A 23,213-nucleotide genomic window follows, 5' to 3' on the forward strand; every position below is an offset into this window, starting at 1 on the left:
AAAGGGGGCATGACCGCACCGTCCCCGGCCGTCCTCGACTGGCTCTCCCGGCTGATCGCGATCGACACCACCAGCCGCGACAGCAACCTGCCGCTGGTCGAGGCCGTGGCCGAGCACGCGCGCTCGCTCGGCCTGGAGCCGCACCTGTTCCCGACCGCGGACGGCACGAAGGCCGGGCTGGTCGTCAGCGTCCCGGACGCCGCGGGCTCGACCTCCGGCGGCATCATGCTCAGCGGCCACAGCGACGTCGTGCCCGTGGACGGGCAGGCCTGGAGCTCCGACCCGTTCACCCTCGACGTGCGCGGCGACAAGGCCTATGGCCGGGGGACCGCCGACATGAAGGGCTTCGACGCGATCGTCGTGGCGGCCCTGGCCGACCTCGTGGCGGAACCGCTGAGCGAGCCCGTACACGTCGCGCTGTCCTACGACGAGGAGGTCGGCTGCATCGGCGCCCAACCCCTCGTCGACGGGATGGCGTCGGTCGGCATCCACCCGCGCGTGTGCTTCGTCGGCGAGCCCACCTCGATGCGGATGATCCGCGGGCACAAGTCGATCAACCTCGTCCGGGTCACCGTCCGCGGCCTCGCCGCGCACTCGTCACTGACCGCGCAGGGGGTAAACGCCATCGAGCACGCGGCGTCCGTGGTGCGGTACTGGCGCGAGCGCAGCGACGCGTGGCGGGCCGACGGGCCGTTCGACGAGGCGTACCCGATCCCGTACACGACCGGGTCGGTCAACCTCATCGAGGGCGGCAACGGGGTCAACATCATCCCCGCCGAATGCTCGGTCACGCTCGAGTTCCGCTCCATCGGGACGCCGGACGACGACCGCGCCGACGTCGACGCCCTCATCGCCTTCTGCCGCACGGTGGAGGAGCGGATGCGGGCCGAGGCGCCCGACCAGGAGGTGTCCGTCGAGGTCGACGTGCAGACGATGACCGCCGGCTTGGACACCCCGTCCGACGCGCCCGCGGTGCTGCTCGGGCAGGAGCTGGGGCTCGCCGTCCAGGACGACAAGGTCACCTACGGCACCGAGGCCGGCATCTACGCGAACGCGGGCATCTCGACCGTGGTGTGCGGGCCGGGCGACATCGCGCAGGCGCACAAGCCCGACGAGTTCGTCGAGCTGGACCAGCTCGCCCAGTGCGAGGCCTTCATCGGGCGGCTGGTTGAGCACCTCAGACGAGGTTGATCACCACCGTCGAGCCCTTGCGCACGCTGGTGCCCTCGCCGGGCTCGACGCTCAGCACCATGCCGAAGCCGCCGTTGACCAGGCGCTTGAACTGGGGCACGAGCCCCGCGTCGCGGATCTTCTGCGCGACCGTCTCGGCGCCCTGGCCGCGCAGGCCGGTGGGCACCTTGACCATGACCGGGCCCTTGGACACGACGGCCGTCATCGACCCGCCGCGGTGCAGCTGGCCCTCGGCCGGGTTCTGAGAGATGACCGCGCCCTGCGGGACAGTGTCGTGGTTCTCGTCGGTGGTCTCGAGGGTGATCAGGTTCGCCTTGGCCCAGGCCTGCAGCTCGGCGAGCGGCTTCTCGGCGAAGCTGACGACCTCGACCGGGGCCGGGCCCTGCGACACGACGAGGTCGACGGTGGTGCCGCGCTTGACCTGCTCGCCGGGCGCCACGCCCTGGGAGATGACGGTGCCGGCGGGGACCGTGTCGTGGTGCTCGTCGGTGACGGTGCCGAGGGCCAGCGATCCCGAGGCGATCAGCTGCTCGGCGTCGGCGCGGGTCTGGCCGGTGACCTCGGGCACCGCGAAACGCTCGGGCCCGCGGGAGATCCACGCGGTCATCGTGCCGTCCCGCAGCACGCGTCCGCCCTCGGCGGGCTCGGTGCGGATGACCTGGCCGGCGGGGACGTCCTCGCTGTAGTCCTGCTGGAACGTGACGTGCAGTTCGGCGAGCGCGGCGGCGGCCTCGGCATCGGCCTGGGTCAGGGTGGCCATCGCGGGGGCCGTCGTCCAGCGGCCCTCGAGCAGGTACCAGCCGCCCCAGCCCGCGCCGCCCAGCACGGCGAGCACGGCCAGGACGGCGACCAACCGCCGCCAACGGCGTCCGGACGCCTCGGGCCGCGGTGCGCGGGACGAGGTCGACGGGGTGGGGGCGGCCGACAGCTCGGGCAGCGCCCGCGTGTGCGGCGACTGCGGCGAGTAGGGGACCGGGCCGGTGCTGTAGAACGGCGCGCCGTCGATCGAGACGTCGAAGGTCGGCGAGACGGGCGTCACCGGCGTGAACCGGCGCTCCGCGCCCAGCCGCGGCGGCAGCGTCGGCACCGGGGTGGTGTGGCTGTCGGTCGGCTCGGGCTCGGTGCGGCGCATCCGGGCGACGAGGGCGGGGTCGTCGACCACGCCACGGGCCAGGGCGTCCTTGGCCGCGCGCAGGTGGCCGAGCAGCACGCCGGCGTCCAGCGGGCGGTTGTGCCGGTCCTTGTTGGCGGCGGCGGTGACGAGGGCGTCGACGTAGGGCGGGATACCGCCCCGGCCGCCCTGCCACGTGGAGGAGACCTCCATCGACGGCGCCGAGATCTGGTTGTGCACGTGGCTGTAGGCGACCTGGATGGGGGTCTCGCCCTGATGGGGCTTGCGGCCGGTCAGCATCTCGTAGAGCACGATGCCGAGCGAGTAGACGTCGGACCGCGCGTCGGCGCGGCCCTTGGTGACCAGCTCCGGGGCGATGTAGCTCACGGTGCCGATCACGAGGCCGGTGGTGGCGGCGTTGGAGTTCGCGGTGACCGCGCGGGCGAGGCCGAAGTCGGCGACCTTGACCTGGCCGCGGTCGGAGATCAGGACGTTCTCGGGCTTGATGTCGCGGTGGATCAGCCCGGCCGCGTGGGCGGCGGCCAGCGCGGACGCCACGGGCTCGACGAGCTCGATGGCCCGGCGCGGGTCCATGGGGGCCTCGCGGGTGATGAGGTTGCGCAGGGTGAAGCCCTGCACGTACTCCATGACGATGTAGGGGCGCCCGCCGTCGCTGCCCTGGTCGAACACGCTGACCACGTTGGCGTGGGACAGGTGCGCGGCCGCGCGGGCCTCGGTGTCGAAGCGGATCGCGAAGTCGTCGGCGTCGCCGAGCCCGTCGTTCATCACCTTGACGGCGACGGTGCGGCTCAGGCGCAGGTCGTTCGCGACGTAGACCGTGGCCATGCCGCCGCGCGCAAGCTTCTTGACGACCTCGTACCGGTCGTCGAGCACGTGGCCAACCAGGCCACTGTTGCGGTCAGTCGTCAACACGAATCTCCGGCATGGATCGGGGAAGGGAAGGCATGCCAGGCCCGATCCGAGTGTGGCACGCGACCGCCGCGACGACGGCGCCGACCCGCCGGGGTGTGGCAGGCTGGACCCGTGACCGCACTGATGGGGATTGCCACCCGGCTGAAGCTCGCCCGCCTGATCCACATCGTCGCCGACGAGGGCGACACGGTGGGCCCGCTGGCCCGCGCGTCGTACGCCGGCGGGGCCGACGCCGTGATGCTCGACGAGGGGCTCGCCGAGGTCGTGTTCGACGACTCGGCGCAGGCCGGGCTCGACGCGATCACCGAGGCCGCCCGCGCGACCCAGGGCCTGACCGCCTACTTCGGGCGCCCCGTGCGCGCGGCCGCGCTGTCACCCGACCTGTTCGTGCTTTCCGACGACGAGGCCAACCCGGCCCGCACCCGCAAGCTGGTGGGGGAGTGGACGCTCATCGGCCGCCGCTGCAACACCACCGAGGAGACCGAGGCGGCGCTGGCGCACCCCGACGTCGACTTCCTGCTCGTGGGTCCGGGCCTGCCGCTGATCCGCCACGCCGCCGAGCACGCGCCGCAGCACGACCCGAAGTCCAAGCCGTGGTTCGCCGTGGGCGGCATCACGCTGGAGTCGCTGCCCGCCGTCATCCGCGGCGGCGCGAAGCGCGCGGCTGTGGGCGGGGCGATCACCCGGGCGTCCAACCCCGAGGCCGCGGCGATGGCGCTCAAGGACATCCTCCGCGAGGCGTGGAACGACGACGAGCGCATGGAGGCCGTCACGGCGTCCGCGTTCGGCCCCTCGCCGAACCTCAGCTTCGGCAAGCCGGTCAGCCCGCCGCCGACCGACCTGCACCTGTAGGGGTCAGAACTTTCGCGTCACCGCCGCGGTCGCCAGGGCGACGAGGCCCTCGCGCGCGGGCTCGAACAGGTCGGCGGCGGCCAGCGCGGCCAGGGCCAGGTCGAACTCACGGCGAATCTCCTCCTCGACGGCCGCACGGGCCCCCGAGGCGTCGATGATCTCGCGGGCACGCGCCACGCCGTCGGCGTCCAGGTCGGGGTTGCCGAACAGGCCCGCCAGCTCGGACGCCTCGGCCTCGCCCGCCCGCCCGAAGGCCTCGGCGGCCAGCAGGGTGAGCTTGCCGACGCGCAGGTCCTCGCCGGAGTCCTTGCCCGTCAGCGACTCGTCGCCGTAGATGCCGAGCACGTCGTCGCGGTACTGGAACGCGCGGCCCAGCGGCTGGCCGAACGAGGTGAGCGCGCCCAGCTGGGCGGCGTCCGCCCCGGCCAGGGCGGCGCCCAGCAGCAGCGGCCGGCGGATCGTGTAGGAGGCGGACTTCCACGTGACCACCGTCCTCACCAGGTCGGCGAGCTGCTCGCGCCCGGCGTCGGTGCGGCTGATCGTGTACGGGTCGCGGGCCTGCGCGAGCACGTCGAGGTACTGCCCGGCGGTCACCTCGGTGCGCACCGCCTCGAGGTGCGGACGCCCCCGCTCCAGCTGGGCGGGGTCCAGGCCCGAGCGGCGGAACATCTCCTCCGACCAGACCAGCAACAGGTCGCCCAGCAGGATCGCCCCGGCGCGGCCGAACTGCTCGGGGTCGCCGCGCCAGTCGGCGTCGCGGTGGTCTGCCTCGAACTGGCGGTGGGCGGCGGGGACGCCGCGACGGAAGTCCGAGGCGTCCATCACGTCGTCGTGCATGAGGGCCGACACGTGCAGCACGTCGAGGGACGCCGCGGCCGTGGCCACCGCCTCGGGCAGGTCGAGGCTGCCGGCGACCGCCGCGTACGCCCACGCGCAGAACGCGGGGCGGAGGCGCTTGCCGCCGCGGGTGAACAGGCGGGCGCGCTCGAGCAGCGGCGCGGTCGCCGGGTGGATGTCGGCCAGGACGGGGGCCTGGGCGTCGAGGAACGCGTCGATCGACCCGGCCACCGCGGCGCGGAAATCGTCGGACACAGGGTTGGCGCTGACCAGTCTGACCACGCTGCGAGCCTACCGGCGGCCCGCGCGGGCGGCTGAACTAGGGTGGCCCGCATGCCCGAGACGATCGTCGACCGACTGCGCTCCAGTGACGGTCCGACGTTCAGCGTCGAGTTCTTCCCGCCCTCCGACGACGCGGGCGTCCAGCAGCTGATCGGCACGGTCGACCAGCTGCAGGGGCTGCAGCCGGACTGGGTCTCGGTGACCTACGGCGCGACGGGCGCGAGCCGGTACAAGACGTTCTCGGCGGTGGGCGCGATCCGTGGCCAGACCGCCGTCTCGACCATGGGGCACCTCACCATTGCGGGGCAGAGCGCCGCCGAGGTGGTGCGCGCCATCCAGGCCTACGAGCGGCTCGGCGTCACCCACATCCTCGCCCTGCGCGGCGACCCGCCGTCGGGCGGCCGGTTCGCGCCGCACCCCGAGGGCCTGCGCACGGCCACCGACCTCGTGCGGCTGGTGAAGTCGCTGGGTGACTTCACCGTCGGCGTCGCCGCGTTCCCCGACGGCCACCCCGAGGGCGACCTCGACCTCGACGCGCGGATCCTGCTCGCCAAGGAGCAGGCCGGCGCCGAGTTCGCCATCACCCAGCTGTTCTTCGACCCGGCCGCCTACGTGTCGCTGGTCGGACGCTTCCGGGCCTTGGGCGGCACCATGCCGATCATCGCGGGCATCATGCCGGTGACCGTGCCCAGCCAGATCGAGCGGTTCGCCGGCCTGTCGGGCTCGGCGATGCCGGCCGACTTCGAGGCGCGGCTGCGCGCGGTGGCCGACGACAAGGCGGCGTTCCGGGCGGTCGGCATCGACCTGGTCACCCAGCTGTGCCGCGACGTGCTGGACGCCGGCGCCCCCGGCCTCCAGTTCTTCACGCTCAACCGGTCGACCGCGACCGCCGAGATCCTGGGCCGGCTGCGCACCGAGGCCTGAGCCGCGTCAGACGGGGAGGGCCATCTCGAGGCTCTCCCACACGGCGTCGCCCACACGGGTCTCGCGCACGCCGGTATCGACGAAGCCCAACGTGCGGTACAACGCCAGCGCGCCCGTGTTGGTGCGCCACACGCCCAGGGTGACGGTGCGCACGCCGGGGAGGGCGGCCGCGGCCTCGACCAGCGCGACCATCAGCGCCCGGCCCCAGCCCTCGCCCCGCCGGGACGGGTCGACGAGCACGCGGCCGACCCGGGCGGTGGTGGCGTCGACGCGGCGCACCGAGCCGATGCCCACGAGCCGGTCGCCGTCGTGCAGCGCGTGGGCCGCCCAGCCCTCGGGCCCCGGCTCCAGCAGGGACGCCGGGTCGAGCGGGTACGCCAGGCGCGGTCCGGCGAAGACCAGGACGTCCTCGGCCGAGGCCACCCAGCGGGCCGCGTCCGCGGCGTCCGAGGGGGTGGCCGGGACGAGCGGGACCGGGACGGGCGGACCGGGGACGGACCCGCTCACTCCTCCGGACGCCACGCGCCCGGGCCGCCCACGTCGAGCGTGACCAGCATCTGCGTGGCGCGGGTGAGGGCGACGTAGAGGACGCGCACCCCGCCGGGGCTCTGCTCGACGACCTCATCCGGGGAGACCGCCACGACCGCGTCGTACTCCAGGCCCTTGGCCTCGAGCGGGGACACGAAGATGACGCGGGCCAGGTTGGCCGGGTTCATCCGGGTCGACAGGCGCGGGGGCAGGGCGGTGCGCAGGTGGTCCAGCCGCGACGGGGGAGCGATGACACCCACCGTGCCGCCGACCGAATCGGTGAGGCGGTCGACGATGCGGACCAGGTCGCTGACCAGCGCCGACTCCGACGTGTGCAGCAACTCCGGCTGGTGGCCGGTCGAGCGCACCGCGCGGGGCAGGTCGGCCTTGGGGAAGTGCGCCTTGACCACCTTGGCGGCGAGGTCGAACACCTCGGCCGGGGAGCGGTAGTTCACCGACAGCCGGAAGTCGCGGTGCGGGGCGGTCCCGATGAGGTCGCGGACCGCGCGGCCCACCTCGTCGAGGTCGGGCCACGAGCTCTGGGCGAGGTCGCCCACGATCGTCCACGACGCCTGCGAGCCGCGGCGGCGCAGCATCCGCCACTGCATGGGCGTGATGTCCTGGCTCTCGTCGACGAGCATGTGCGCGTAGGTCTCGTGCCGGTCCTCGCGGAAGTCGTGCTCGACGGTGCGGGCCAGCCGGTCGGCCGTGGTGACGAACTCGGTGACGTCGGCGCCGCCCTCGATGAACAGCGACGGGCCCGCGTCGTGGTCGATCGGCTCGGGGCCGAGGATCGCGACGAGCTCGTCGAGCAGGGCGGTGTCGGCGACGGTCCAGTCGGCGTCCTCGCCCTCGTGGGCGTAGGAGGCGGCGAGCAGCGCCTGCTCGGTCGCGTCGAGGACGCCGTCGGCCGCCCGCGCGGTGACCCGGGGGTCGACGAGCCGGCGCAACACGCCGGTCGCGGACAGCGCCGGCCACCAGGCCTCGACGAACTCCTGGTAGGCCGCGGAGTCGGTGATCAGCTCGGGGATCGCCTCGGGGTCGACGTCGACGTCCTCGGGCACCTGGGTCACCAGGGCGGCGACGAGCGCCTTCTCGGCGGACTCCCGCGCCAGGTTGACCCGCTGGTGGGCCAGCACGCCGGCGCGGATCCGGCCCAGCTGGTGGGCGTCCAGCTTCAGGACGTTGCCCTTGACCGTGACGAGCAGGGAGGGGGCGGGGGCGTCCGGGTCGCCCAGGGGCAGGTTCACGAGGTTCTTCAGCACCCCGACCATGCGCAGGCTGCCCTTGACGAAGGCGGTGTCGGCGTCGTCGACCCGGTCGGCCGACAACCCGTCGAGCACGTCGGAGGCCACCTGGCCGATGGCGCGCAGGGTCACGGAGTCCTCACCCAGGGAGGGCAGCACCCGCTCGATGTAGTTCATGAACACCGGGCCTGGGCCGACGACCAGGATGCCGCCGCGCTCGAAGCGCCGGCGGTTGGAGTAGAGCAGGTAGGCGGCGCGGTGCAGGGCGACCACGGTCTTGCCGGTGCCCGGGCCACCGCTGATGATCGTCACGCCCGGGTACTCGGCGCGGATCGCGAGGTCCTGCTCGGCCTGGATGGTGGCGACGATGTCCTTCATCCGGGTGCCGCGCGACCGCGACAGGGCGGCCATGAGCGCGCCCTCGCCGATGATCGGGAGGTCGTCGGTGTTGGCCTGCGCGTCGAGCAGGTCGTCCTCGATGCCGATGACGCGGTCGTTGCGGCAGCGCAGCACGCGGCGGCGCACGACGTCCATGGGCTGCTGGGGGGTGGCGCGGTAGAACGGCTCGGCGGCGCGGGCGCGCCAGTCGATCACGAGCGGCTCGTACTCCTCGTCGCGCACGCCGATGCGGCCGATGTAGCGGACCTCGCGCTCCTCGGGCTCCTCCAGGTCGAGGCGGCCGAACACGAGCCCCTCGTGCTCGGCGTCGAGGACGGCCAGCCGCTTGGCGGCCTGGAAGGTGAAGGCGTCGCGCTCGAAGAGGGCGGTGCCGTCCTCCTCGCGGACCCACGTCTCGCGGTTGGACCGGAAGATCTCCTGTCCGCTGGCCGCTGCGCTGCGGGCCGACTGGGTCGCTTCCTCGAGGCGGGCGTACACGGCGTCCACATGGGCCTGTTCGTGGGCCAGTTCGTGGGCGAGCAGTTCAGGTTCGTTCAAGGTGGAGTTTCCCTTGTCTGGTTTCGACCAGAGACCAACACTACTCCCCTCAGCGGGCGAGCGCCTTGTTCGTCGGCCGGATGTCGTCGCCGGTGAGGAACTCGTGCGCCGCGTACGTGGCCAGCGCGCCCGACAGCAGCTGGGCCCACGGCTCGGACCCGCCGGGCGAGGACGCCGAGGCGTGGAACCAGCCCGGACGCCGCGGGTCGCGCAGGGCGGGGCGCGCCAGCAACTGGTCGGGGAACGAGTCGCGGCGGCTCCAGCGGGAGGGGCGGTGCCAGGCCACGCCCGGGTCGACGGTGTCGACCACCGCGTCGGCGCCCTCGGTGGCGGCCGCGTCGGGGGTGAGGGTCACACCGCGCTCGGCCAGGCGGTCCTCGAGCACGTCGACGAGCCCGGACGCCGGGGCGGGTCGCCCCTCGACATCCTGCAGGCGCCACCGGCCGAAGGTGCGCTCGACGGCCAGCCGGGAGGAGAACCACGCGGGGGCCGCGGCGGGCTCGAGGCCCCGCGCACGGGCCACGGCCCGGACCCGTTCGGCCAGGACCGGGTGGTCCAGCGTGCGGGCGACGTCCTCGAGACTGCGGCGCGGGTGGAGGCCGGCGCGGGCGACGGCGTCCGGGGTCAGCTCGGCCTCCAGGCCGAGGGGCCGCACGGCCTGCCAGATGTCGTCGGCGGCGTCCACGAGGTCGCGCCAGGCGCGGGCGGCCGACTCGCCGAGGGCGTCCACGTGGGCGTACCAGGTCGCGGCGCGCTCGGTGGGCGGGCCGTCGGGGTCGGCGACGAGGTCCAGGCCGTGCAGTCCGAGCGCGCCGGCGGCGGGTCGCCCCGACTTCTTGAACAGGTCGCGCCACGGGGCCGGGAAGTCGAGGGTGTCACCGAGCGCCGCGCGCATGGCCGCCGCCCCACCGGGGGTGTCGACGAGGGTGACGTCGTGGCCGACCCGGGCGAGGCGCACCGCGGCCGCGACGCCGGCGAAGGTGCGGCCGACGACGGTGACGCGGCCCATCAGGCCGGGGCCGGGTTCTTGCGCCGGCTCAGCCAGCGTTGGTAGGCCAGCCAGCCGCGCCGGATCCTGGTCGCGATGGCCCACAGGGCGAGCAATCCGAGCACGAGGAGGACGGCGACCACGATGGCCGCGGCCACGGGGGCCAGCGCGACGAGCGTGGCCACGCCGGTCACGGCGACGTCCCCGGCCGCCGAGGCGGCGACGTTGGTGAAGGGCTCGGGGGAGGTGTTCACCGCCAGCCTCAGGCCGGCCTTGGTGAGGTGGCTGACCAGGGCGGTGATGCCACCGACCGACGCCAGCGTGATGGTGGCGAGGTGGCCGGTCGCGCCGGCGTAGATGGCGCCGATCGCGGCGCCGGCGATGGGCCGGATGACGGTGGAGATGGTGTCCCACGCGCTGTCGATGTACGGGATCTTGTCGACGACCAGCTCGATCGCGCACAGGACCGCCACGATGATGAGGACGTCGGTGCGCTGGAACCCGGCGGGGATCCCCTCGATGCCGGCGAACCGGCCCAGCACCCCGAGCACGAGCACGGTGCCCCACGCGTTGATGCCGCTGGCCCAACCCGAGGCGAACGCGGCAGGAAGCATCTCCATGGCGATCAGGGTAGCGACTACGGTGATGCACGAGGCCCGCCCACCCGGGTGGGCCATGACCCCCGGGAGGCCGTTCGGATGGGCAATGCGCTCGAGTTCATCAAGGGCGTCGACAAGTTGCACGCCTTCTACACCGAGCACGTGCGGATGCTGGCGCACGCCTACGACCTGACCGACGAGGAGGCCGCGCGGGTCCTCGACAACTACGACTTCCGCAACGTCGCCCGGTCCATCCTCCGGCCGCCGCGCGTCGACGTGATGGACGACACCTTCAAGCAGCAGTGAGCCGCCTGCGGGCGCTGGCCGGGGCCTGCGCCCTCGGCCTCGCGCTGTCGGGGTGCGCGCCCACGCCGCCGTCGGGTCCGGTCGCGTCGCCGACCCCGGGAATCCCGTCGCCGACCACCGTCGCCCCCGCGCCGTCGCCGACGGCGAGCCCGGCCCCGCCCGGCTGGACCGTGGAGACGTGGTCGAACAACGACCCCGCCCTGCCGGTGCACCTCCAGTGGCCGGTGGTGCCGGGCGCGACCGCGCTGAACGCGATGCTGGCCGAGGACATGGACGCCCGTGCCCGCGCCTTCCTGGCCGACTCGGTGCCCAACCCCGAGGTACCGCCCGAGCTGAGCGGCACGTGGGAGACGGTGCTGGACGCCCCCGCCTGGGCCGGCGTCCGGGTCGACCTCTATGAGTTCGCCGGGGCGTCGGGGCGGGCGTCGACGTCCGTGCTCTACGGGGAGAAGCTGTCGGGGACCGCGCTGCGCTCGGTCGACCTGCTGGCCCCGACCGCGCGGCGCACGGCGGTGGACGCCGTGGTCGCGGCCCTGCGCGCCGACGGCCACGAGGTGCTCGACGACCTCGCCGACGCGCCCGACCTCGAGACGCGCCTGTTCGACGACGTGGTGGTCGGCCCGCGGGGTGAGCTCGTCGTCCGGGTGGGCGAGGGGCTCGTGCTGCCGTTCAGCGAGGGCGTCGTCGACGTCACGCTCGCCCCGTCCGTCGCCGAGGGGGTGCTGTCCGAGCAGGGCCGCGACCTCCGCGACGCGGTGGTCGGCCTGGTCGGCCCGGCCTCGCCCACGCCCACGCCAGCGGCCCCGGTGTCACAGCGGCCCGCGGCGTCCGTGGACTGCGCGGTCGTGGCGTGCGTGGCCCTGACCTTCGACGACGGGCCGGGCAAGGAGACCGGGCGGCTGCTGGACGACCTGGCCGCCGCGGGCGCGCCGGCGACGTTCTTCGTGCTCGGCACCTCGGTGCGGGCCCACCCCGACCTGGTCCGCCGGATGGCCGCCGAGGGCCACGAGGTCGGCACCCACACGTGGTCGCACAAGCAGCTGACCAAGCTCGGCGAGGAGGGCCAGCGCCGGGAGGTGCAGCGGGGCGTCCGGGCCGTGGAGGAGGCCGGGGTGACGCCGACGGTGTTCCGGCCCCCGTACGGGTCCTACAACGCGACCACCCGGAAGGTCGTGGGGGCGCCGATGATCCTGTGGGACGTCGACACCCTGGACTGGAGGACGCGGTCGACCGACGCGACCGTCGCGTCGGCCGTGGGCGACGCGAGGGCGGGCTCGATCGTGCTGATGCACGACATCCACGCCCCGACTGTGGACGCCGTCCCGCGCGTGGTCGCCGGCCTGCGCGAGCGCGGGTTCACGCTGGTGACCGTGTCGCAATTGCTGGGCCCGCAGGAGCCCGGATCGGTGTCGTCGCGACGCCCTTGACGGATTGTCGGAGGCCGCTCGTATAGTGGTGATCCCTTCGAACGCATGTTCGAAAGTGGTCTCGCGGAGGTGGTCATGCGGCGGTACGACGAACCGATCGCGGTGCGGTCGGGCGAGGTGGGCGGCGAGCCCGCCCCGGTGGAGTTCCTGTGGCGGCGCCGTTACTGGCGGGTGCTCGACGTCGAGAGCCGGTGGCGCGAGACGGCCGACTGGTGGAGCCGGCCGTCCGAGGACCTGCTGGCCGAGTCGGAGGTGTTCCGGGTGGTGGCCAGCGCCGGGCGCACCAGCCTGCCGGGGGTGTACGAGCTGGCCCACCCGGTCGCCGGCGAGGAGTGGTTCCTGCGGGCGGTGGTGGACTGATGTCGGCCGACCCCACCCGGGCCTGGCAGCCCGCCGAGCTGCTGTTCGACGACGTCGCCGCCGCGCTGGCGGCGGCGGAGGACGCGGTGCGCCCGGCCGAGCGCTACCTCGCCGCCCACCGGGCCGCCCTGCGGGTGGCCGCGGGCGTGCTGGCCCGCCGGCGGCCGCGGCTGCGCGAGCGGCGCCCCATCTGGACGGTGGTGGCCCAGGTTGCGCCCGAGCTGGGCGAGTGGGCCGAGTACTTCGCGATGCTCCAGCTGAAGGTCGAGGCGGTGCAGGCCGGCGCGGTCGGGCTGGTCACCGTGCGCGAGGCCGACGACCTGCTGCGCGACGCGCAGGCGTTCGCGGCGGCCGCCCATGACTGACCCCTTCGTCCACCTGCGCGTGGCGTCGGGGTACTCGTTGCAGTACGGCGCCTCGCACCCCAGCGTGCTGGTCGAGGCCGCCGCCGGCCACGACATGGACACGCTGGCGCTGACCGACCGCGACGGGCTGTACGGCGCGGTCCGGTTCGCCAAGGCGTGCATGGCCAGCGGCGTCGCCCCCGTCGTGGGCGCCGACCTTGCCGTCGAGGGCGCCGGGCGGGCGGTGGTGCTGGCCGAGTCGCGGCGCGGCTGGGGGTCGCTGTGCCGGCTGGTCACGGCGACGCACGCCCGCGGCGAGCGGGGGGCACCGGTCACGACGCGGTCGCTGGTGGGGGAGCACCGCGACGACGTGGTCGTCGTGCTGGGCCCCGACTCCGACCTCGGGTCGGCGCTGGTGGCCCGCGACGAGCGCCGCGCCGAGGCGGCGCTGCGCGGGTGGCTGGAGGTGGTCGAGGCCCACCAGCTCGTCATCGGGGTCACCGACCACCACCTCGCCGGCGCCGGGGTCGGCAGCGCGCGGCTGGCCGGGCGCATGCTGGCGTTCGCCGACGCGCACGGGGTGGCCGGGGTGCTCACCAACGCGGTGCGCATGGCGCGCAAGTCCGACGCCCCCGTCGCCGACGTGCTGGACGCCGCCCGTCGCCTCGTGCCCCTCGACGTCCGCAACGTCGACCGGCGCAACGCGGAGGGGTACCTCAAGTCGGGGAAGGAGATGCTCGCCACCGTCGAGGAGGTCACCCTGCTCGCCGGGCGCCGCGACCCCGCGAGGCTGGTCGCCGACACCCGCCACCTGGCCCTGCGCTGTCGGCTGGACCCGGTGGCCGACCTCGGCATCGGCGAGATCCACCTGCCCGAGTTCCCGGGCGGCATCGCCGAGCTGCGGGCCCGGTGCGAGGCGGGGCTGGGGGCCCGCTACGCCGCACCCGCGGCGTCCACGGTCGACCGGCTCGACGACGAGCTGGCCGTGATCGAGCAGATGGGGTTCGCCGCCTACTTCCTCACCGTGGCGCAGGTGGTCGACAGCGTGAGGGAGATGGGCATCCGGGTGGCCGCGCGCGGGTCGGGGGCCGGCTCGCTGGTCAACTACTGCCTGGGCATCTCGGGGGTCGACCCGATCGCCTACGACCTGATCATGGAGCGGTTCCTGTCGCCGCTGCGCCGGGCGCTGCCCGACATCGACATCGACGTCGAGTCCGCGCGCCGGCTCGAGGTGTACGACCGGGTGTTCGCCGACTTCGGCGCCGACAGGGTGGCCGCGGTGGCGATGCTCGACACCTACCGGGTGCGGCACGCGATCCGTGACGTGGGGGCGGCGATGAGCCTGCCGCCGGGCGACATCGACCAGATCGCGAAGTCGTTCCCGCACATCCGCGCGCGCGACGTGCGCCACGCCCTGCGTGAGCTGCCCGAGCTGCGCCGGGCCAACCTCGGCGACGAGCAGTTGCGGGTGCTGTTCGAGCTCGTCGAGGGGCTCGACGGGCTGCCGCGGCACGTGGCGCTGCACCCGTGCGGGGTGATCCTGTCGGATGCGACGCTGGGGGAGCGGACGCCGGTGGAGTCGTCCTTCGGTGGGTACGCGATGAGCCAGTTCGACAAGGACGACGTGGAGGACCTGGGCCTGCTCAAGCTCGACATCCTCGGCATCCGGATGCAGAGCTCGATGGCCCACGCGCTGGACGAGGTCGAGCGGATCTCGGGGGAGCGCATCGACATCGACGCGCTGGCGCCCTACGACGACCCGGACGTGTACGGCATGATCAGCCGCGCCGAGACGATCGGCTGCTTCCAGATCGAGTCGCCCGGGCAGCGCGAGCTGGTGGGCAAGTTCTCGCCGAGCGAGTTCAACGACCTCGTCATCGACATCAGCCTGTTCCGGCCGGGGCCGGTGAAGTCCGACATGGTGGTGCCGTTCCTGCGGGCGCGCAACGGGTGGAGCGAGGCGACCTACCTGCACCCCGACCTGGTGCCGGCGCTGGCCGAGACGCGCGGGGTGATCGTGTTCCACGAGCAGGTGATCAAGGTCGTCGCCGTCATGACCGGGTGCTCGCTGGCCTACGGCGACGAGGCGCGCCGGGCGCTGGGCTCGCCCGAGGGGCAGGAGGACGTGCGGCACTGGTTCTACCCGGCTGCCCGGGCGCAGGGGTACGCGGAGGCGCTGATCGACGACGTGTGGGCGATCCTGGTCTCGTTCGCCTCGTTCGGGTTCTGCAAGGCGCACGCGGCCGCGTTCGCGCTGCCGACCTACCAGTCGGCATGGCTGAAGTGGCACCACCCGGCCGCCTTCGTCTCCGGGCTGCTCACCCACGACCCGGGCATGTACCCCAAGCGGCTCATCCTCGCCGAGGCACGGCGCATGGGCGTGCCCGTGCTGCCGCTGGACGTCAACGCGTCCGGCGAGGTGTACCGGGTGGAGGCGGCGGAGGGCGACGGCACCCTGGGCGTCCGGCTGGCCCTGACCGACGTGAAGAACATCAGCGCCGCCGAGGTGGAGCGCATCGTGGCCGGCCAGCCGTACGCGGGGCTGGTCGACTTCTGGCAGCGGGCGCGACCGGGCTCCGACGTGGCCGAGCACCTCGTGCTGGCCGGGGCGTTCGACGCGCTGTACGGCATCGGGTCGGTGCGCGGGCCGGGCGCGCGGGGGCGGGTCACCCGGCGCGACCTGCTGCTCACCCTGGCCGACCTCGAGCGCCTCGACCGGGTCGACGCCCGCGCCCACGGCCGGGCGCGCGGGCTGGGGTCGGGCGGCGCGACCGGCCACCAGGCGGTGCAGCTGGCCCTCGACTTCACCGAGCCGGCGACCTGCGACGTGGTGGTCTCCGGGCTGCCCGAGATGACCGCCGAGGAGCGGATGGCCGCCGAGCTGGCCGTGCTGGGCATGGACGCCACCCGCCACGTCATGGAGGACCACCGCGAGTTCGTCGAGGCGATCGGGGTGACGCACGCCGATGAGCAGGTGAAGCGGCGCAGCGGCAGCCGCCTGCTCGTGGCCGGGGTGAAGGTCGCCACCCAGACCCCGCCGGTGAAGTCGGGCAAGCGGGTGGTGTTCCTCACCCTCGACGACGGCACCGGCCCCGTCGACCTCACCTTCTTCGAGGACGCCCAGGGCCCCTTCGCCACCACCGTGTTCAACTCCTGGCTGCTGGTCGGGGTGGGGGAACTGCGCCGCACCGGGGCGCGGGGCGTGTCGTTGCGGGCGCTCGGCGCCTGGGACCTGCTGCACCTGGAGGCCCTGTGGCGCTCGACGCTGGAGGCGACCGGCGACCCCCGGGCGGCGGTGGCCGCGGTGCACGAGCTGGTCGACGCCGACCTGGCCGCGCGGGCGGCGGCCGTGGCGGAGGGGGAGCGCGCGCGGGCCGACTGGAACGCCAGGGCCCAGGACCGGCCCTACGCCGACGGCGACGGCGGGTCGCAGGGCGAGCGGGCCCGTCGGCGCGCCGACACCGAGCACGCCGGCGCGGCCGGCGGCATGGGGCAGCGCCGGGTGCTCATCCACCCCAGCGGGTTCGTGCAGTCGCCCTACACCGACGTGGCGCCGGCGGGGGAGTCGCCGCGGTCGGTGCCGAGGAAGTTCGCCGACCCGGGCCGCAAGCTGTGGCACTCCAGCCCGGGGTCCTCGGGCCGCTGAGCGTTTTGTCGGAGGCCCGGCCTACCATGGATTTCGCAGGGGTGTTCGAATCAAAGGAGGGGTCATGCCGGTCATCGCACACGTCGACATGGATGCCTTCTACGTCGCCGTCGAGCTCCGCAGCCGCCCCGAGCTGCGGGGGCGCCCGGTGTGGGTGGGCGGCGCCCACCGCGGGGTGGTGCTATCGGCCTCCTACGAGGCGCGGGCCTACGGGGTGCAGGGCGGTATGTCGTCCACGCGGGCCCGCCGGCTGTGCCCCGACGCGGTCGCGATCTCGCCCGACTACGACGCCTACGAGGCGGCCTCCGACGGGGTGTTCGCGATCTTCGACACGATCACGCCGCACGTCGAGCGGGTCAGCCTGGATGAGGGCTTCCTCGACATCACCGGCACCCGGCGCCTCCTGGGCGAGCCGGCCGAGGTGGGCGAGCTCATCCGCGCGCTGGTGGCCGACGAGCAGGGCATCCCGTGCTCGGTGGGTCTCGGGCCCACCAAGCTGATCGCCAAGATGGCCTCCAACAAGGCCAAGCCCAACGGGCTGCACCAGGTCCCGCCGGGGGAGGTGGTGCCGTTCCTGCACCCCCAGCCGGTGGAGAAGATCTGGGGCGTGGGGCCGTCCACCACCGAGAAGCTGAACAAGCTGGGCCTGTACACGATCGCCGACCTGGCCCACACCCCGAAGTCGACGCTGCAGCGGGCGTTCGGGGCCCGGGCGGGTGGCGAGCTGTGGGAGTTCGCGTGGGGCATCGACGGCCGCCGCGTGGTGGCGACCGAGCCCGGCGACCGCAGCGTGGGCAGCCAGGAGACGTTCGGCAAGGACACCGACGACCTCGACCAGGTCCGCACCGAGCTGCTGCGCACGGCCGCCCGGGTCGCGTCCCGCATGCGGATGGCCCGGGTTGTGGGGCGCACGGTGACGCTCAGCCTGCGGTTCGCCGACTTCCGCACCGTGCAGAAGTCGCTGACCCTGCCGTACCCGACCGATGCGACCGACGAGGTGTACGCGGCGGCGGTCCGCCTGTTGCGGGCGTTCCGGCTCGAGCGCCCGCGACTGCGGCGCATCGGCATCCGGGTCGAGCACGTGCTGGACGCCGACCAGGTGTCCACGCAGCCCGCGCTCGACGAACCCGAGCGCGGCTGGCGCGAGGCGGAGCGGGCCGCCGACGCCGCGATCGCCCGGTTCGGGCCGCACGCCGTCTCGCGGGCCAGTCTGGCGAGACGCGCCGGTTCCGTTTGAGGCGCGCGACGCCTACACTTGTCCCACGCCCGTCGACCCGGGTCCAGTCCCAGAGAAGGGAGGCGCGATGGCACTGTCCGACAAGGAGCAACGTCTGCTCGAGCAGCTCGAGGCTGCCCTCGCGGCTGAGGATCCGAAGCTGGCCAACACCCTGCGCGGCACCACCACCCGCACGTTGCACCGGCGCCGCGCCGCGATCGCCGGCCTGGGCTTCGTGATCGGCCTGGCCGCCCTCATCGGTGGCATGCAGCTCTCGATCTTCGTCAGCGTGATCGGTTTCGTGGTCATGCTCGTCTCGACCGTCGTCGCGCTCAGCTCGTGGCGCGTCGTCGAGACCGAGGCCCAGTCCCGGGGCCGGGCCCCCGACTCGGCGCTCACCGACCTCGACGACCGGTGGCGGCGCGACGAGGGCTTCTGACCAGCTCCTCCGAACAACCAGTCAGGAACGCGCGGCCCTCCGGGGGCGCGCGTTCCGCCGTTGGTGGCTCTGTGCCTGGGCGCGGGCCTGTGCCGTCAGGGCGGCGGTGACGGCCGCCACCTCGTCGGCCCACGTGCCCGGCAGGTCGTAGTTCTCGCTGCGGTCGAACAGGGCGCGCTCGGACGCCGCGGCGAGACCGCGCAGGGCCTCGGCTGCGCGCTCGTCCCCGCCCAGCGACGGGACCAGGCGCTCGGCCGCGAAGCGCGGGGAGCCGTCGGGCCAGGACAGCCGCAGGTCGCCCACGACCTCGCGGACCTCCTCCCACGCCGAGAGGGTGTCGACCCGGGCGTCGCCCGTGCCGGCCAGCCGCTGGGTGCGGCGGCGCGCTCGCAGCACCCGGGGGGACAGGAGGGCGCTGAGGCCCAGCAGCCCGACGACGAGGGCCACGACGAGCCACGGCAGCAGGGTGGTCACGACCTCCTGCGCGGGCGGGACCGGGGTGGCCGTCGGCTCGGGAACCTCGGGCTCCTCGGGCACGGTGGGGTCGATGGTCGGCTCCTCGACGCCGGGTTCCGGCGCCGCGCTCTCGGGGGGCGCCTCCGCCCCACCCGTCCCCGGGGCGCCGTCGCCGCGTGACGGCGTCGGCTCGAACGCGACCCAGCCCAGGCCCTCGAGCCACAGCTCGGGCCAGGTGTGCAGGTCGCGGGCCGTCACCGCCCAGGCGTCGCCCTCCTGCACACCGGGCACGAAGCCGACGGCCATGCGGGTCGGGATGCCCAGCTCGCGGGCCATGATCGCCATCGCGCCCGCGTACTGCTCGCAGTACCCGGTGCGGGAGTCGAAGAGGAAGTCGTCGATGGTGGCCAGGCCGTCGCCCGTGCCCGTGCTCGGGGCGGTGGAGTAGGTGAAGCGGTCCGAGCGGAGGAAGGCCTCCAGCGCCTGGGCCTTGGCGCCCGGCGTCGGGGCTGCCTCGGTCACCTCGTGGGCCAGCTCGCGCACCCGCATCGGCAGGTCGTTGGGCAGCGAGGTCGTGAGCTCCCGGTCGGGGGCCCCGCCGGAACCCGCCTGCCCGATCGTGGCGGCGTCCGGTCGCACCTCGAGGCTGGTCACCTCGTAGCTGATGCCCTCGGTGGCGGTCCCACGCTCGGGCCCGGCCATCGCCATGACGTCGAGGGTGTCGAGGGCGAACCCCCACTCGCCGGGCGCGTCGAACGAGGTCGGGGCGTACGGCACCGGCAGCCACTCGCTGGCGAACTCGCCCACCTCGATGCGGGTGGTGCGGCGCTCGCCCGGCGGTGACCCGGGCGGGGCGGGCATCCGGCCGGTGGCGACCCGCACGTCGGACAGCGCGAAGCCGCCGGCCGAGAGGGCCGGCAGGGACGCGAGCTTGAGGTAGGTGCCCCCCGGGCTGTCGGTGGTGTAGCGGATCACCACGTCGTCGGACCCCTGCACCAGGTTGCGCTTCAGGTCCAGCGACGGGTCGCTCATCTGCAGCGGCTCGGACGCGCTGCGCGGCTCGAAGGTCGGCACGAACCGCGCGGTGACCCAGGTCAGGCCGATCGCGCCGGCGGTCAGGGCGAGCACGACGAGCCAGGCAGTGGCCCGCCGGCCGGGGCGGGCGTTGGCGCCCCAGGGGCTCGCCGCCGCCAGGACCAGGGCGATGCCGGCGGCCAGCAGCACGAACTCGCTGAAGATCGTGGGCGTGGTCAGCCCCAGCGCCACGACCAGGTGCAGCGCGACGAGCGGCGCGATCGCCCACGCGGGCCGCTCCCAGGTGATGGCGAGCCAGTCCGCCAGGACGGCGACCAGGGCCACGCCGGCCACGATGAGCAGGGACGCCCCCGGGTTGGGGAACAGCGGCGCCGCGCTGTCGCGGAAGAAGTCGAGGCCCTGGCCGGGGAGCTCCGGGAGCCGGCGCACCTGCTCGCGGCCGTGCAGGAGCCACACCCCGGCCCAGGTCGCCGCGGCCACGGCCACGAGTTGGGCCGCGAGCACCACGTAGGGCGGCAGCCGGAAGCGCCGGGCCGCCCAGCCGATGGCCAGCACGGCGACGATCGCGAGGGCCGACCACTGGAGGACGGCGTGGTGCCGGGTCATCTGCACCCACGGCAGCAGCTGCAGAGGGAGGGCGACGGCGAGCGCGAGGCCCACCCGGGTGTCGAAGCTCATGCGACACCCCCCGACGCCGACTCCCAGACCTCGGCGAGGTCGGCGTCGACGGACACCTCGTGCACGGTCCAGCCGTGGTCGACCAGGATGGCCCGCCCGTCCTCGAAGGCCGGACGCGCCGCGGGTCGGGGGGCCACCACCAGCACCAGCCGGCGCTGGCGGGAGGCAGTCGTGGCGGCGAGCAGGTCGGCGGTCCCGCGGTCGAGCAGGCCGACCAGCGCGACGAAGAGGTGCTCGGACGTGGCCTGCGCCATGCGCACGGTGGCCTCGTGCAGGTCGAGCGCGGCGCTCACCTGCACGTCGACCAGCGGGTCGAGCCACTCGGCGCGGGCCGCGGGTCGGTCGGCCGCGACGTCGTGGCGGGTCCCGCTCGCGTCGACGAGCGTGACCGTGTAGCCGTCGGCGAGCAGGCGCAGGCCCACGGACGCCGCCGCGGACACCAGCCACTCGAAGGTCGGGCGCTCCCCGCGCTCCTCGTCGTGGACGCCGGCGCGCGAGTCGAGCATCACCCAGGCCGTCGGGTCCCAGGCCGCCTCCTCGCGGCGCACCATGAGCGTGCCGCTGCGGGCCGTGGACGGCCAGTGGATGCGCCGGACGTCATCGCGCGGCTGGTACTCGCGGACCATGGCGTCGTCGGGGCCGGAGATGGCCGTCTGCGGGATCGGCGTCTCGCCGGTCGCGCCGTAGGCGCTGGCGCGCGCCGGGGGCAGCGGCACCACGGCGGGCGTGACCACGAAGGGCGTGGGCTGCGGCAGGCGCACGGTGTGCACCCAGAAGCCGAGGAGGTCGCTGAACCGGATCCGGAACCCGTCCAGCGTGTACCGCCCGCGGTGACGCCCGCGGATCGGGTACGTGGTGCCGGTGGCCTGCCCCGCCCTCGAGGCCTCCAGGCGCGCGTGGTGGGGGGTGCCGAGGCGGTGGCCCGGGTCGTCCTCGGCGACGACCGTGCCCGCCGGGCTCGGGCGCGTGACCCGCGCGACCGTGTGCACGGTGGCGGGCTCGCCGGCGCCGACGACCGGCGGGGTGATGGTGCGCTCGACGGTGAAGTGGGGCCGCAGCACCAGCACCGTCAGCAGCGCGAGCAGGGGGAGCAGGACGAGGAACAGGGCCGGCCACACGACGTCCTGGTTGCCCAGGGCGACGCCGAGGGTCATCAGCAGCGCACCGCCCACCCAGAGGGCGAGCGTGCGCGGGGTGGGCGTCGGCAGGGACCTCATGCGCTCCCTCAAGTGCGGCGCGGGGTCGGGATCGCCGCGACGATCGAGGCCAGCACGTCGGCGGTGGACGCCTGCGACGTGTGGGCGCGGTGGCTCAGCAGGACGCGGTGGGCCAGGACCGGCACGGTGAGCACGTCCACGTCCTCGGGGATGACGTAGCCGCGGCCCTGCATGGCGGCGCGCGCCCGGGAGGCCCGGAGCAGCTGCAGGCTGGCGCGCGGCGAGGCGCCCAGGCGCAGGGAGTCGGAGGTGCGCGTGGCGGAGACGATCGACACCACGTAGTCCTTGAGCGCCGAGTGGACGAAGACCTCGCCGACCTGGCGGCGGGCGGCGAGGATGCCCGCGGCGTCGGTCACGGGGCGCAGGTCGTCCAGGGGGTTGCTGGCGCCGTGGTGCTCGAGCATGTCCAGCTCGGCGGCCCGGGTCGGGTAGCCCATCGAGATCGACGCCATGAACCGGTCGCGCTGCGCCTCGGGCAGGGGATAGGTGCCCTGCATCTCGATCGGGTTCTGGGTGGCGAACACCATGAACGGGCTGGGCAGCTCGTGCGTCGTGCCGTCGACGGAGACGCGGGCCTCCTCCATCGCCTCGAGCAGCGCCGACTGGGTCTTGGGCGAGGCCCGGTTGATCTCGTCGCCGATGACGATGTTGGCGAACACCCCGCCCGGCTTGAACTCGAAGCCGCGGGTCTGGGGGTTGAACACCGACACGCCGGTGATGTCGCTGGGCAGCAGGTCGGCCGTGAACTGGATCCGGCGGACGGAGCAGTCGATCGAGCGGGCCAGGGTGCGGGCGAGCATCGTCTTGCCGACGCCCGGAACGTCCTCGATGAGCAGGTGGCCCCCGGCGAGGAGGACGACCAGCGCCATCTCCACGGCGTCCGGCTTGCCCTCGATCACCGTCCCCACGGAGTCGCGGAGCCGCTGGGCCAGCCCGGTCACCTCGGTCACGTCGACGGCTGTGGTGTTCGTGGTCACCCACGCCACCCTACCGGCCGCCCGATCCCGTCACAGGGGCTGCCGACACCGAAAAAAGGGGCGTGCCGTTGCCTCGGGTGGGGGAGAGTGGGTTAGAGTGGGGCGAAGTGGAGGAGCAAGGCGGCCGAAGGGAGGGGTCCCGATGTTCTTGGGCACCCATTTCCCCAAGGTGGACGACAAGAACCGCTTCGTCCTCCCGGCGAAGTTCCGTGAGGAACTCCGTGGCGGACTGGTGATCGCCAAGGGGCAGGAGCGCTGCCTGGCGATCTACACCGTCGAGGAGTTCCAGCGGCAGGCGCAGGCGGCGATGAGCGGTCCCTCGACCCTGAGGGGGATCCGTGACTTCCAGCGCATGTTCGCCGCGGGTGCCTCACAGGAGGTGCTCGACAGCCAGGGGCGCGTGACGATCCCGCCGGTCCTCAGGGGCTACGCGGGGCTGGACAAGGAGATCGCCGTGATCGGTGCGTTCAACCGGGTCGAGGTCTGGGACCTCGCCGCCTGGGAGGCGTACCAGGCCGCGCAGGACGAGGAGTTCGCGCGGATGGACGAGGAGATCTTCCCGGGCGGGGCGACCCGCCTGCAGGACTGAGGCAGGAGCCCTGCCGTGAGGCTTCGACCCGGTCGGACCCCCTGACACCACTTCCCCGGTGCCAAGTGGTCCTCCCGGATCGAAACCCCTCAGCA

The 23,213-nt window shown here is 74.1% G+C and carries 20 protein-coding genes; 11 read left to right on the top strand and 9 right to left on the bottom strand.

The annotated features are described in order from the left end of the window. Window positions 1-9 precede the first annotated feature (9 nt). Window positions 10-1,191, top strand: coding sequence for an acetylornithine deacetylase (gene argE, locus H5397_RS01710; RefSeq protein ID WP_182814564.1), 1,182 nt, complete (start codon window positions 10-12; stop codon window positions 1,189-1,191). On the opposite strand, the gene pknB is transcribed toward argE, so the two are convergent. Further along, window positions 1,178-3,196 (bottom strand): Stk1 family PASTA domain-containing Ser/Thr kinase, encoded by a 2,019-nt coding sequence (gene pknB, locus H5397_RS01715; protein WP_182814565.1) that lies wholly within the window; start codon window positions 3,194-3,196, stop codon window positions 1,178-1,180. The two genes, argE and pknB, sit on opposite strands and share 14 nt — an antisense overlap. Window positions 3,197-3,346: 150 nt before the next feature. On the opposite strand from pknB, the gene H5397_RS01720 reads away from it, so the two are divergent. Next, window positions 3,347-4,087 (top strand): thiamine phosphate synthase, encoded by a 741-nt coding sequence (locus H5397_RS01720; RefSeq protein ID WP_182814566.1) that lies wholly within the window; start codon window positions 3,347-3,349, stop codon window positions 4,085-4,087. Window positions 4,088-4,090: 3 nt separating this feature from the next. Here the strand turns inward: H5397_RS01720 and H5397_RS01725 are convergent, their stop codons facing one another. Beyond that, window positions 4,091-5,206 (bottom strand): polyprenyl synthetase family protein, encoded by a 1,116-nt coding sequence (locus tag H5397_RS01725; RefSeq protein ID WP_182814567.1) that lies wholly within the window; start codon window positions 5,204-5,206, stop codon window positions 4,091-4,093. Between the two features lie 51 nt (window positions 5,207-5,257). On the opposite strand from H5397_RS01725, the gene H5397_RS01730 reads away from it, so the two are divergent. Next, window positions 5,258-6,130: a methylenetetrahydrofolate reductase gene (locus H5397_RS01730; protein ID WP_182814568.1), complete on the top strand. Its 873-nt coding sequence runs from the start codon at window positions 5,258-5,260 to the stop codon at window positions 6,128-6,130. Window positions 6,131-6,136: 6 nt separating this feature from the next. Here H5397_RS01730 and H5397_RS01735 read toward each other — a convergent pair whose 3' ends face one another. From H5397_RS01735 to H5397_RS01750, 4 genes are read right to left on the bottom strand one after another with little or no spacing between them, the layout of a single operon-like run. Beyond that, a complete protein-coding gene (locus H5397_RS01735) occupies window positions 6,137-6,637 on the bottom strand; it encodes an N-acetyltransferase (protein WP_182814569.1) in 501 nt (166 codons plus the stop codon). Next, window positions 6,634-8,841, bottom strand: a complete 2,208-nt coding sequence (locus H5397_RS01740) for a UvrD-helicase domain-containing protein (protein WP_182814570.1) — start codon at window positions 8,839-8,841, stop codon at window positions 6,634-6,636. The genes H5397_RS01735 and H5397_RS01740 overlap by 4 nt, the downstream gene beginning before the upstream one ends. 49 nt (window positions 8,842-8,890) lie before the next feature. Then, complete coding sequence (locus tag H5397_RS01745) at window positions 8,891-9,850, bottom strand: hypothetical protein (RefSeq protein WP_182814571.1); 960 nt, start codon at window positions 9,848-9,850, stop codon at window positions 8,891-8,893. Further along, window positions 9,850-10,449, bottom strand: a complete 600-nt coding sequence (locus H5397_RS01750) for a DUF4126 domain-containing protein (protein WP_182814572.1) — start codon at window positions 10,447-10,449, stop codon at window positions 9,850-9,852. The genes H5397_RS01745 and H5397_RS01750 overlap by 1 nt, the downstream gene beginning before the upstream one ends. A gap of 78 nt (window positions 10,450-10,527) precedes the next feature. On the opposite strand from H5397_RS01750, the gene H5397_RS01755 reads away from it, so the two are divergent. The 7 genes from H5397_RS01755 (at window position 10,528) to H5397_RS01785 (ending at window position 18,166) form a co-directional block, all read left to right on the top strand. Then, a complete protein-coding gene (locus H5397_RS01755) occupies window positions 10,528-10,734 on the top strand; it encodes a hypothetical protein (protein ID WP_182814573.1) in 207 nt (68 codons plus the stop codon). Continuing rightward, a complete protein-coding gene (locus tag H5397_RS01760; protein WP_182814574.1) occupies window positions 10,731-12,161 on the top strand; it encodes a polysaccharide deacetylase family protein in 1,431 nt (476 codons plus the stop codon). Before H5397_RS01755 ends, H5397_RS01760 begins: the two co-directional genes overlap by 4 nt. A 45-nt stretch (window positions 12,162-12,206) precedes the next feature. Further along, a complete protein-coding gene (locus H5397_RS01765; protein WP_182814575.1) occupies window positions 12,207-12,521 on the top strand; it encodes a DUF6504 family protein in 315 nt (104 codons plus the stop codon). After that, window positions 12,521-12,886 (top strand): SAV_6107 family HEPN domain-containing protein, encoded by a 366-nt coding sequence (locus H5397_RS01770; RefSeq protein WP_182814576.1) that lies wholly within the window; start codon window positions 12,521-12,523, stop codon window positions 12,884-12,886. The genes H5397_RS01765 and H5397_RS01770 overlap by 1 nt, the downstream gene beginning before the upstream one ends. Beyond that, the gene (locus H5397_RS01775; protein ID WP_182814577.1) at window positions 12,879-16,511 is read left to right on the top strand and encodes a DNA polymerase III subunit alpha; all 3,633 of its coding nucleotides are present in this window, start codon (window positions 12,879-12,881) and stop codon (window positions 16,509-16,511) included. Before H5397_RS01770 ends, H5397_RS01775 begins: the two co-directional genes overlap by 8 nt. Before the next feature lie 64 nt (window positions 16,512-16,575). Further along, window positions 16,576-17,748, top strand: a complete 1,173-nt coding sequence (gene dinB, locus H5397_RS01780; protein WP_182814578.1) for a DNA polymerase IV — start codon at window positions 16,576-16,578, stop codon at window positions 17,746-17,748. 67 nt (window positions 17,749-17,815) lie between these two features. Next, window positions 17,816-18,166, top strand: a complete 351-nt coding sequence (locus H5397_RS01785) for a DUF3040 domain-containing protein (protein WP_182814579.1) — start codon at window positions 17,816-17,818, stop codon at window positions 18,164-18,166. A 21-nt stretch (window positions 18,167-18,187) separates the two neighbouring features. Here H5397_RS01785 and H5397_RS01790 read toward each other — a convergent pair whose 3' ends face one another. The 3 genes from H5397_RS01790 to H5397_RS01800 are packed head-to-tail and all read right to left on the bottom strand — an operon-like array spanning window position 18,188 to window position 22,529. Further along, complete coding sequence (locus H5397_RS01790) at window positions 18,188-20,335, bottom strand: DUF3488 and transglutaminase-like domain-containing protein (RefSeq protein WP_182814580.1); 2,148 nt, start codon at window positions 20,333-20,335, stop codon at window positions 18,188-18,190. Continuing rightward, on the bottom strand, window positions 20,332-21,552 hold the full coding sequence (locus H5397_RS01795; protein WP_182814581.1) for a DUF58 domain-containing protein: 1,221 nt from the start codon (window positions 21,550-21,552) through the stop codon (window positions 20,332-20,334). The genes H5397_RS01790 and H5397_RS01795 overlap by 4 nt, the downstream gene beginning before the upstream one ends. Before the next feature lie 8 nt (window positions 21,553-21,560). Beyond that, window positions 21,561-22,529, bottom strand: a complete 969-nt coding sequence (locus H5397_RS01800) for a MoxR family ATPase (protein WP_309224248.1) — start codon at window positions 22,527-22,529, stop codon at window positions 21,561-21,563. Window positions 22,530-22,671: 142 nt separating this feature from the next. On the opposite strand from H5397_RS01800, the gene mraZ reads away from it, so the two are divergent. After that, window positions 22,672-23,118: a division/cell wall cluster transcriptional repressor MraZ gene (gene mraZ, locus H5397_RS01805; protein WP_182814582.1), complete on the top strand. Its 447-nt coding sequence runs from the start codon at window positions 22,672-22,674 to the stop codon at window positions 23,116-23,118. Window positions 23,119-23,213 lie beyond the last annotated feature (95 nt).

The organism is Propioniciclava sp. MC1683, from assembly GCF_014164675.1.
Classification (GTDB): domain Bacteria; phylum Actinomycetota; class Actinomycetes; order Propionibacteriales; family Propionibacteriaceae; genus Propioniciclava.

Bases quoted from the DNA above. Each gene is read 5' to 3' on its own strand.
- H5397_RS01750 (WP_182814572.1), bottom strand. From the start codon at position 10,449: ATGGAGATGCTTCCTGCCGCGTTCGCCTCGGGTTGGGCCAGCGGCATC.
- H5397_RS01765 (WP_182814575.1), top strand. From the start codon at position 12,207: ATGTTCGAAAGTGGTCTCGCGGAGGTGGTCATGCGGCGGTACGACGAA.
- mraZ (WP_182814582.1), top strand. From the start codon at position 22,672: ATGTTCTTGGGCACCCATTTCCCCAAGGTGGACGACAAGAACCGCTTC.
- H5397_RS01785 (WP_182814579.1), top strand. From the start codon at position 17,816: ATGGCACTGTCCGACAAGGAGCAACGTCTGCTCGAGCAGCTCGAGGCT.
- argE (WP_182814564.1), top strand. From the start codon at position 10: ATGACCGCACCGTCCCCGGCCGTCCTCGACTGGCTCTCCCGGCTGATC.
- H5397_RS01775 (WP_182814577.1), top strand. From the start codon at position 12,879: ATGACTGACCCCTTCGTCCACCTGCGCGTGGCGTCGGGGTACTCGTTG.
- H5397_RS01790 (WP_182814580.1), bottom strand. From the start codon at position 20,335: ATGAGCTTCGACACCCGGGTGGGCCTCGCGCTCGCCGTCGCCCTCCCT.
- H5397_RS01745 (WP_182814571.1), bottom strand. From the start codon at position 9,850: ATGGGCCGCGTCACCGTCGTCGGCCGCACCTTCGCCGGCGTCGCGGCC.
- dinB (WP_182814578.1), top strand. From the start codon at position 16,576: ATGCCGGTCATCGCACACGTCGACATGGATGCCTTCTACGTCGCCGTC.
- H5397_RS01795 (WP_182814581.1), bottom strand. From the start codon at position 21,552: ATGAGGTCCCTGCCGACGCCCACCCCGCGCACGCTCGCCCTCTGGGTG.
- H5397_RS01770 (WP_182814576.1), top strand. From the start codon at position 12,521: ATGTCGGCCGACCCCACCCGGGCCTGGCAGCCCGCCGAGCTGCTGTTC.
- H5397_RS01730 (WP_182814568.1), top strand. From the start codon at position 5,258: ATGCCCGAGACGATCGTCGACCGACTGCGCTCCAGTGACGGTCCGACG.
- H5397_RS01755 (WP_182814573.1), top strand. From the start codon at position 10,528: ATGGGCAATGCGCTCGAGTTCATCAAGGGCGTCGACAAGTTGCACGCC.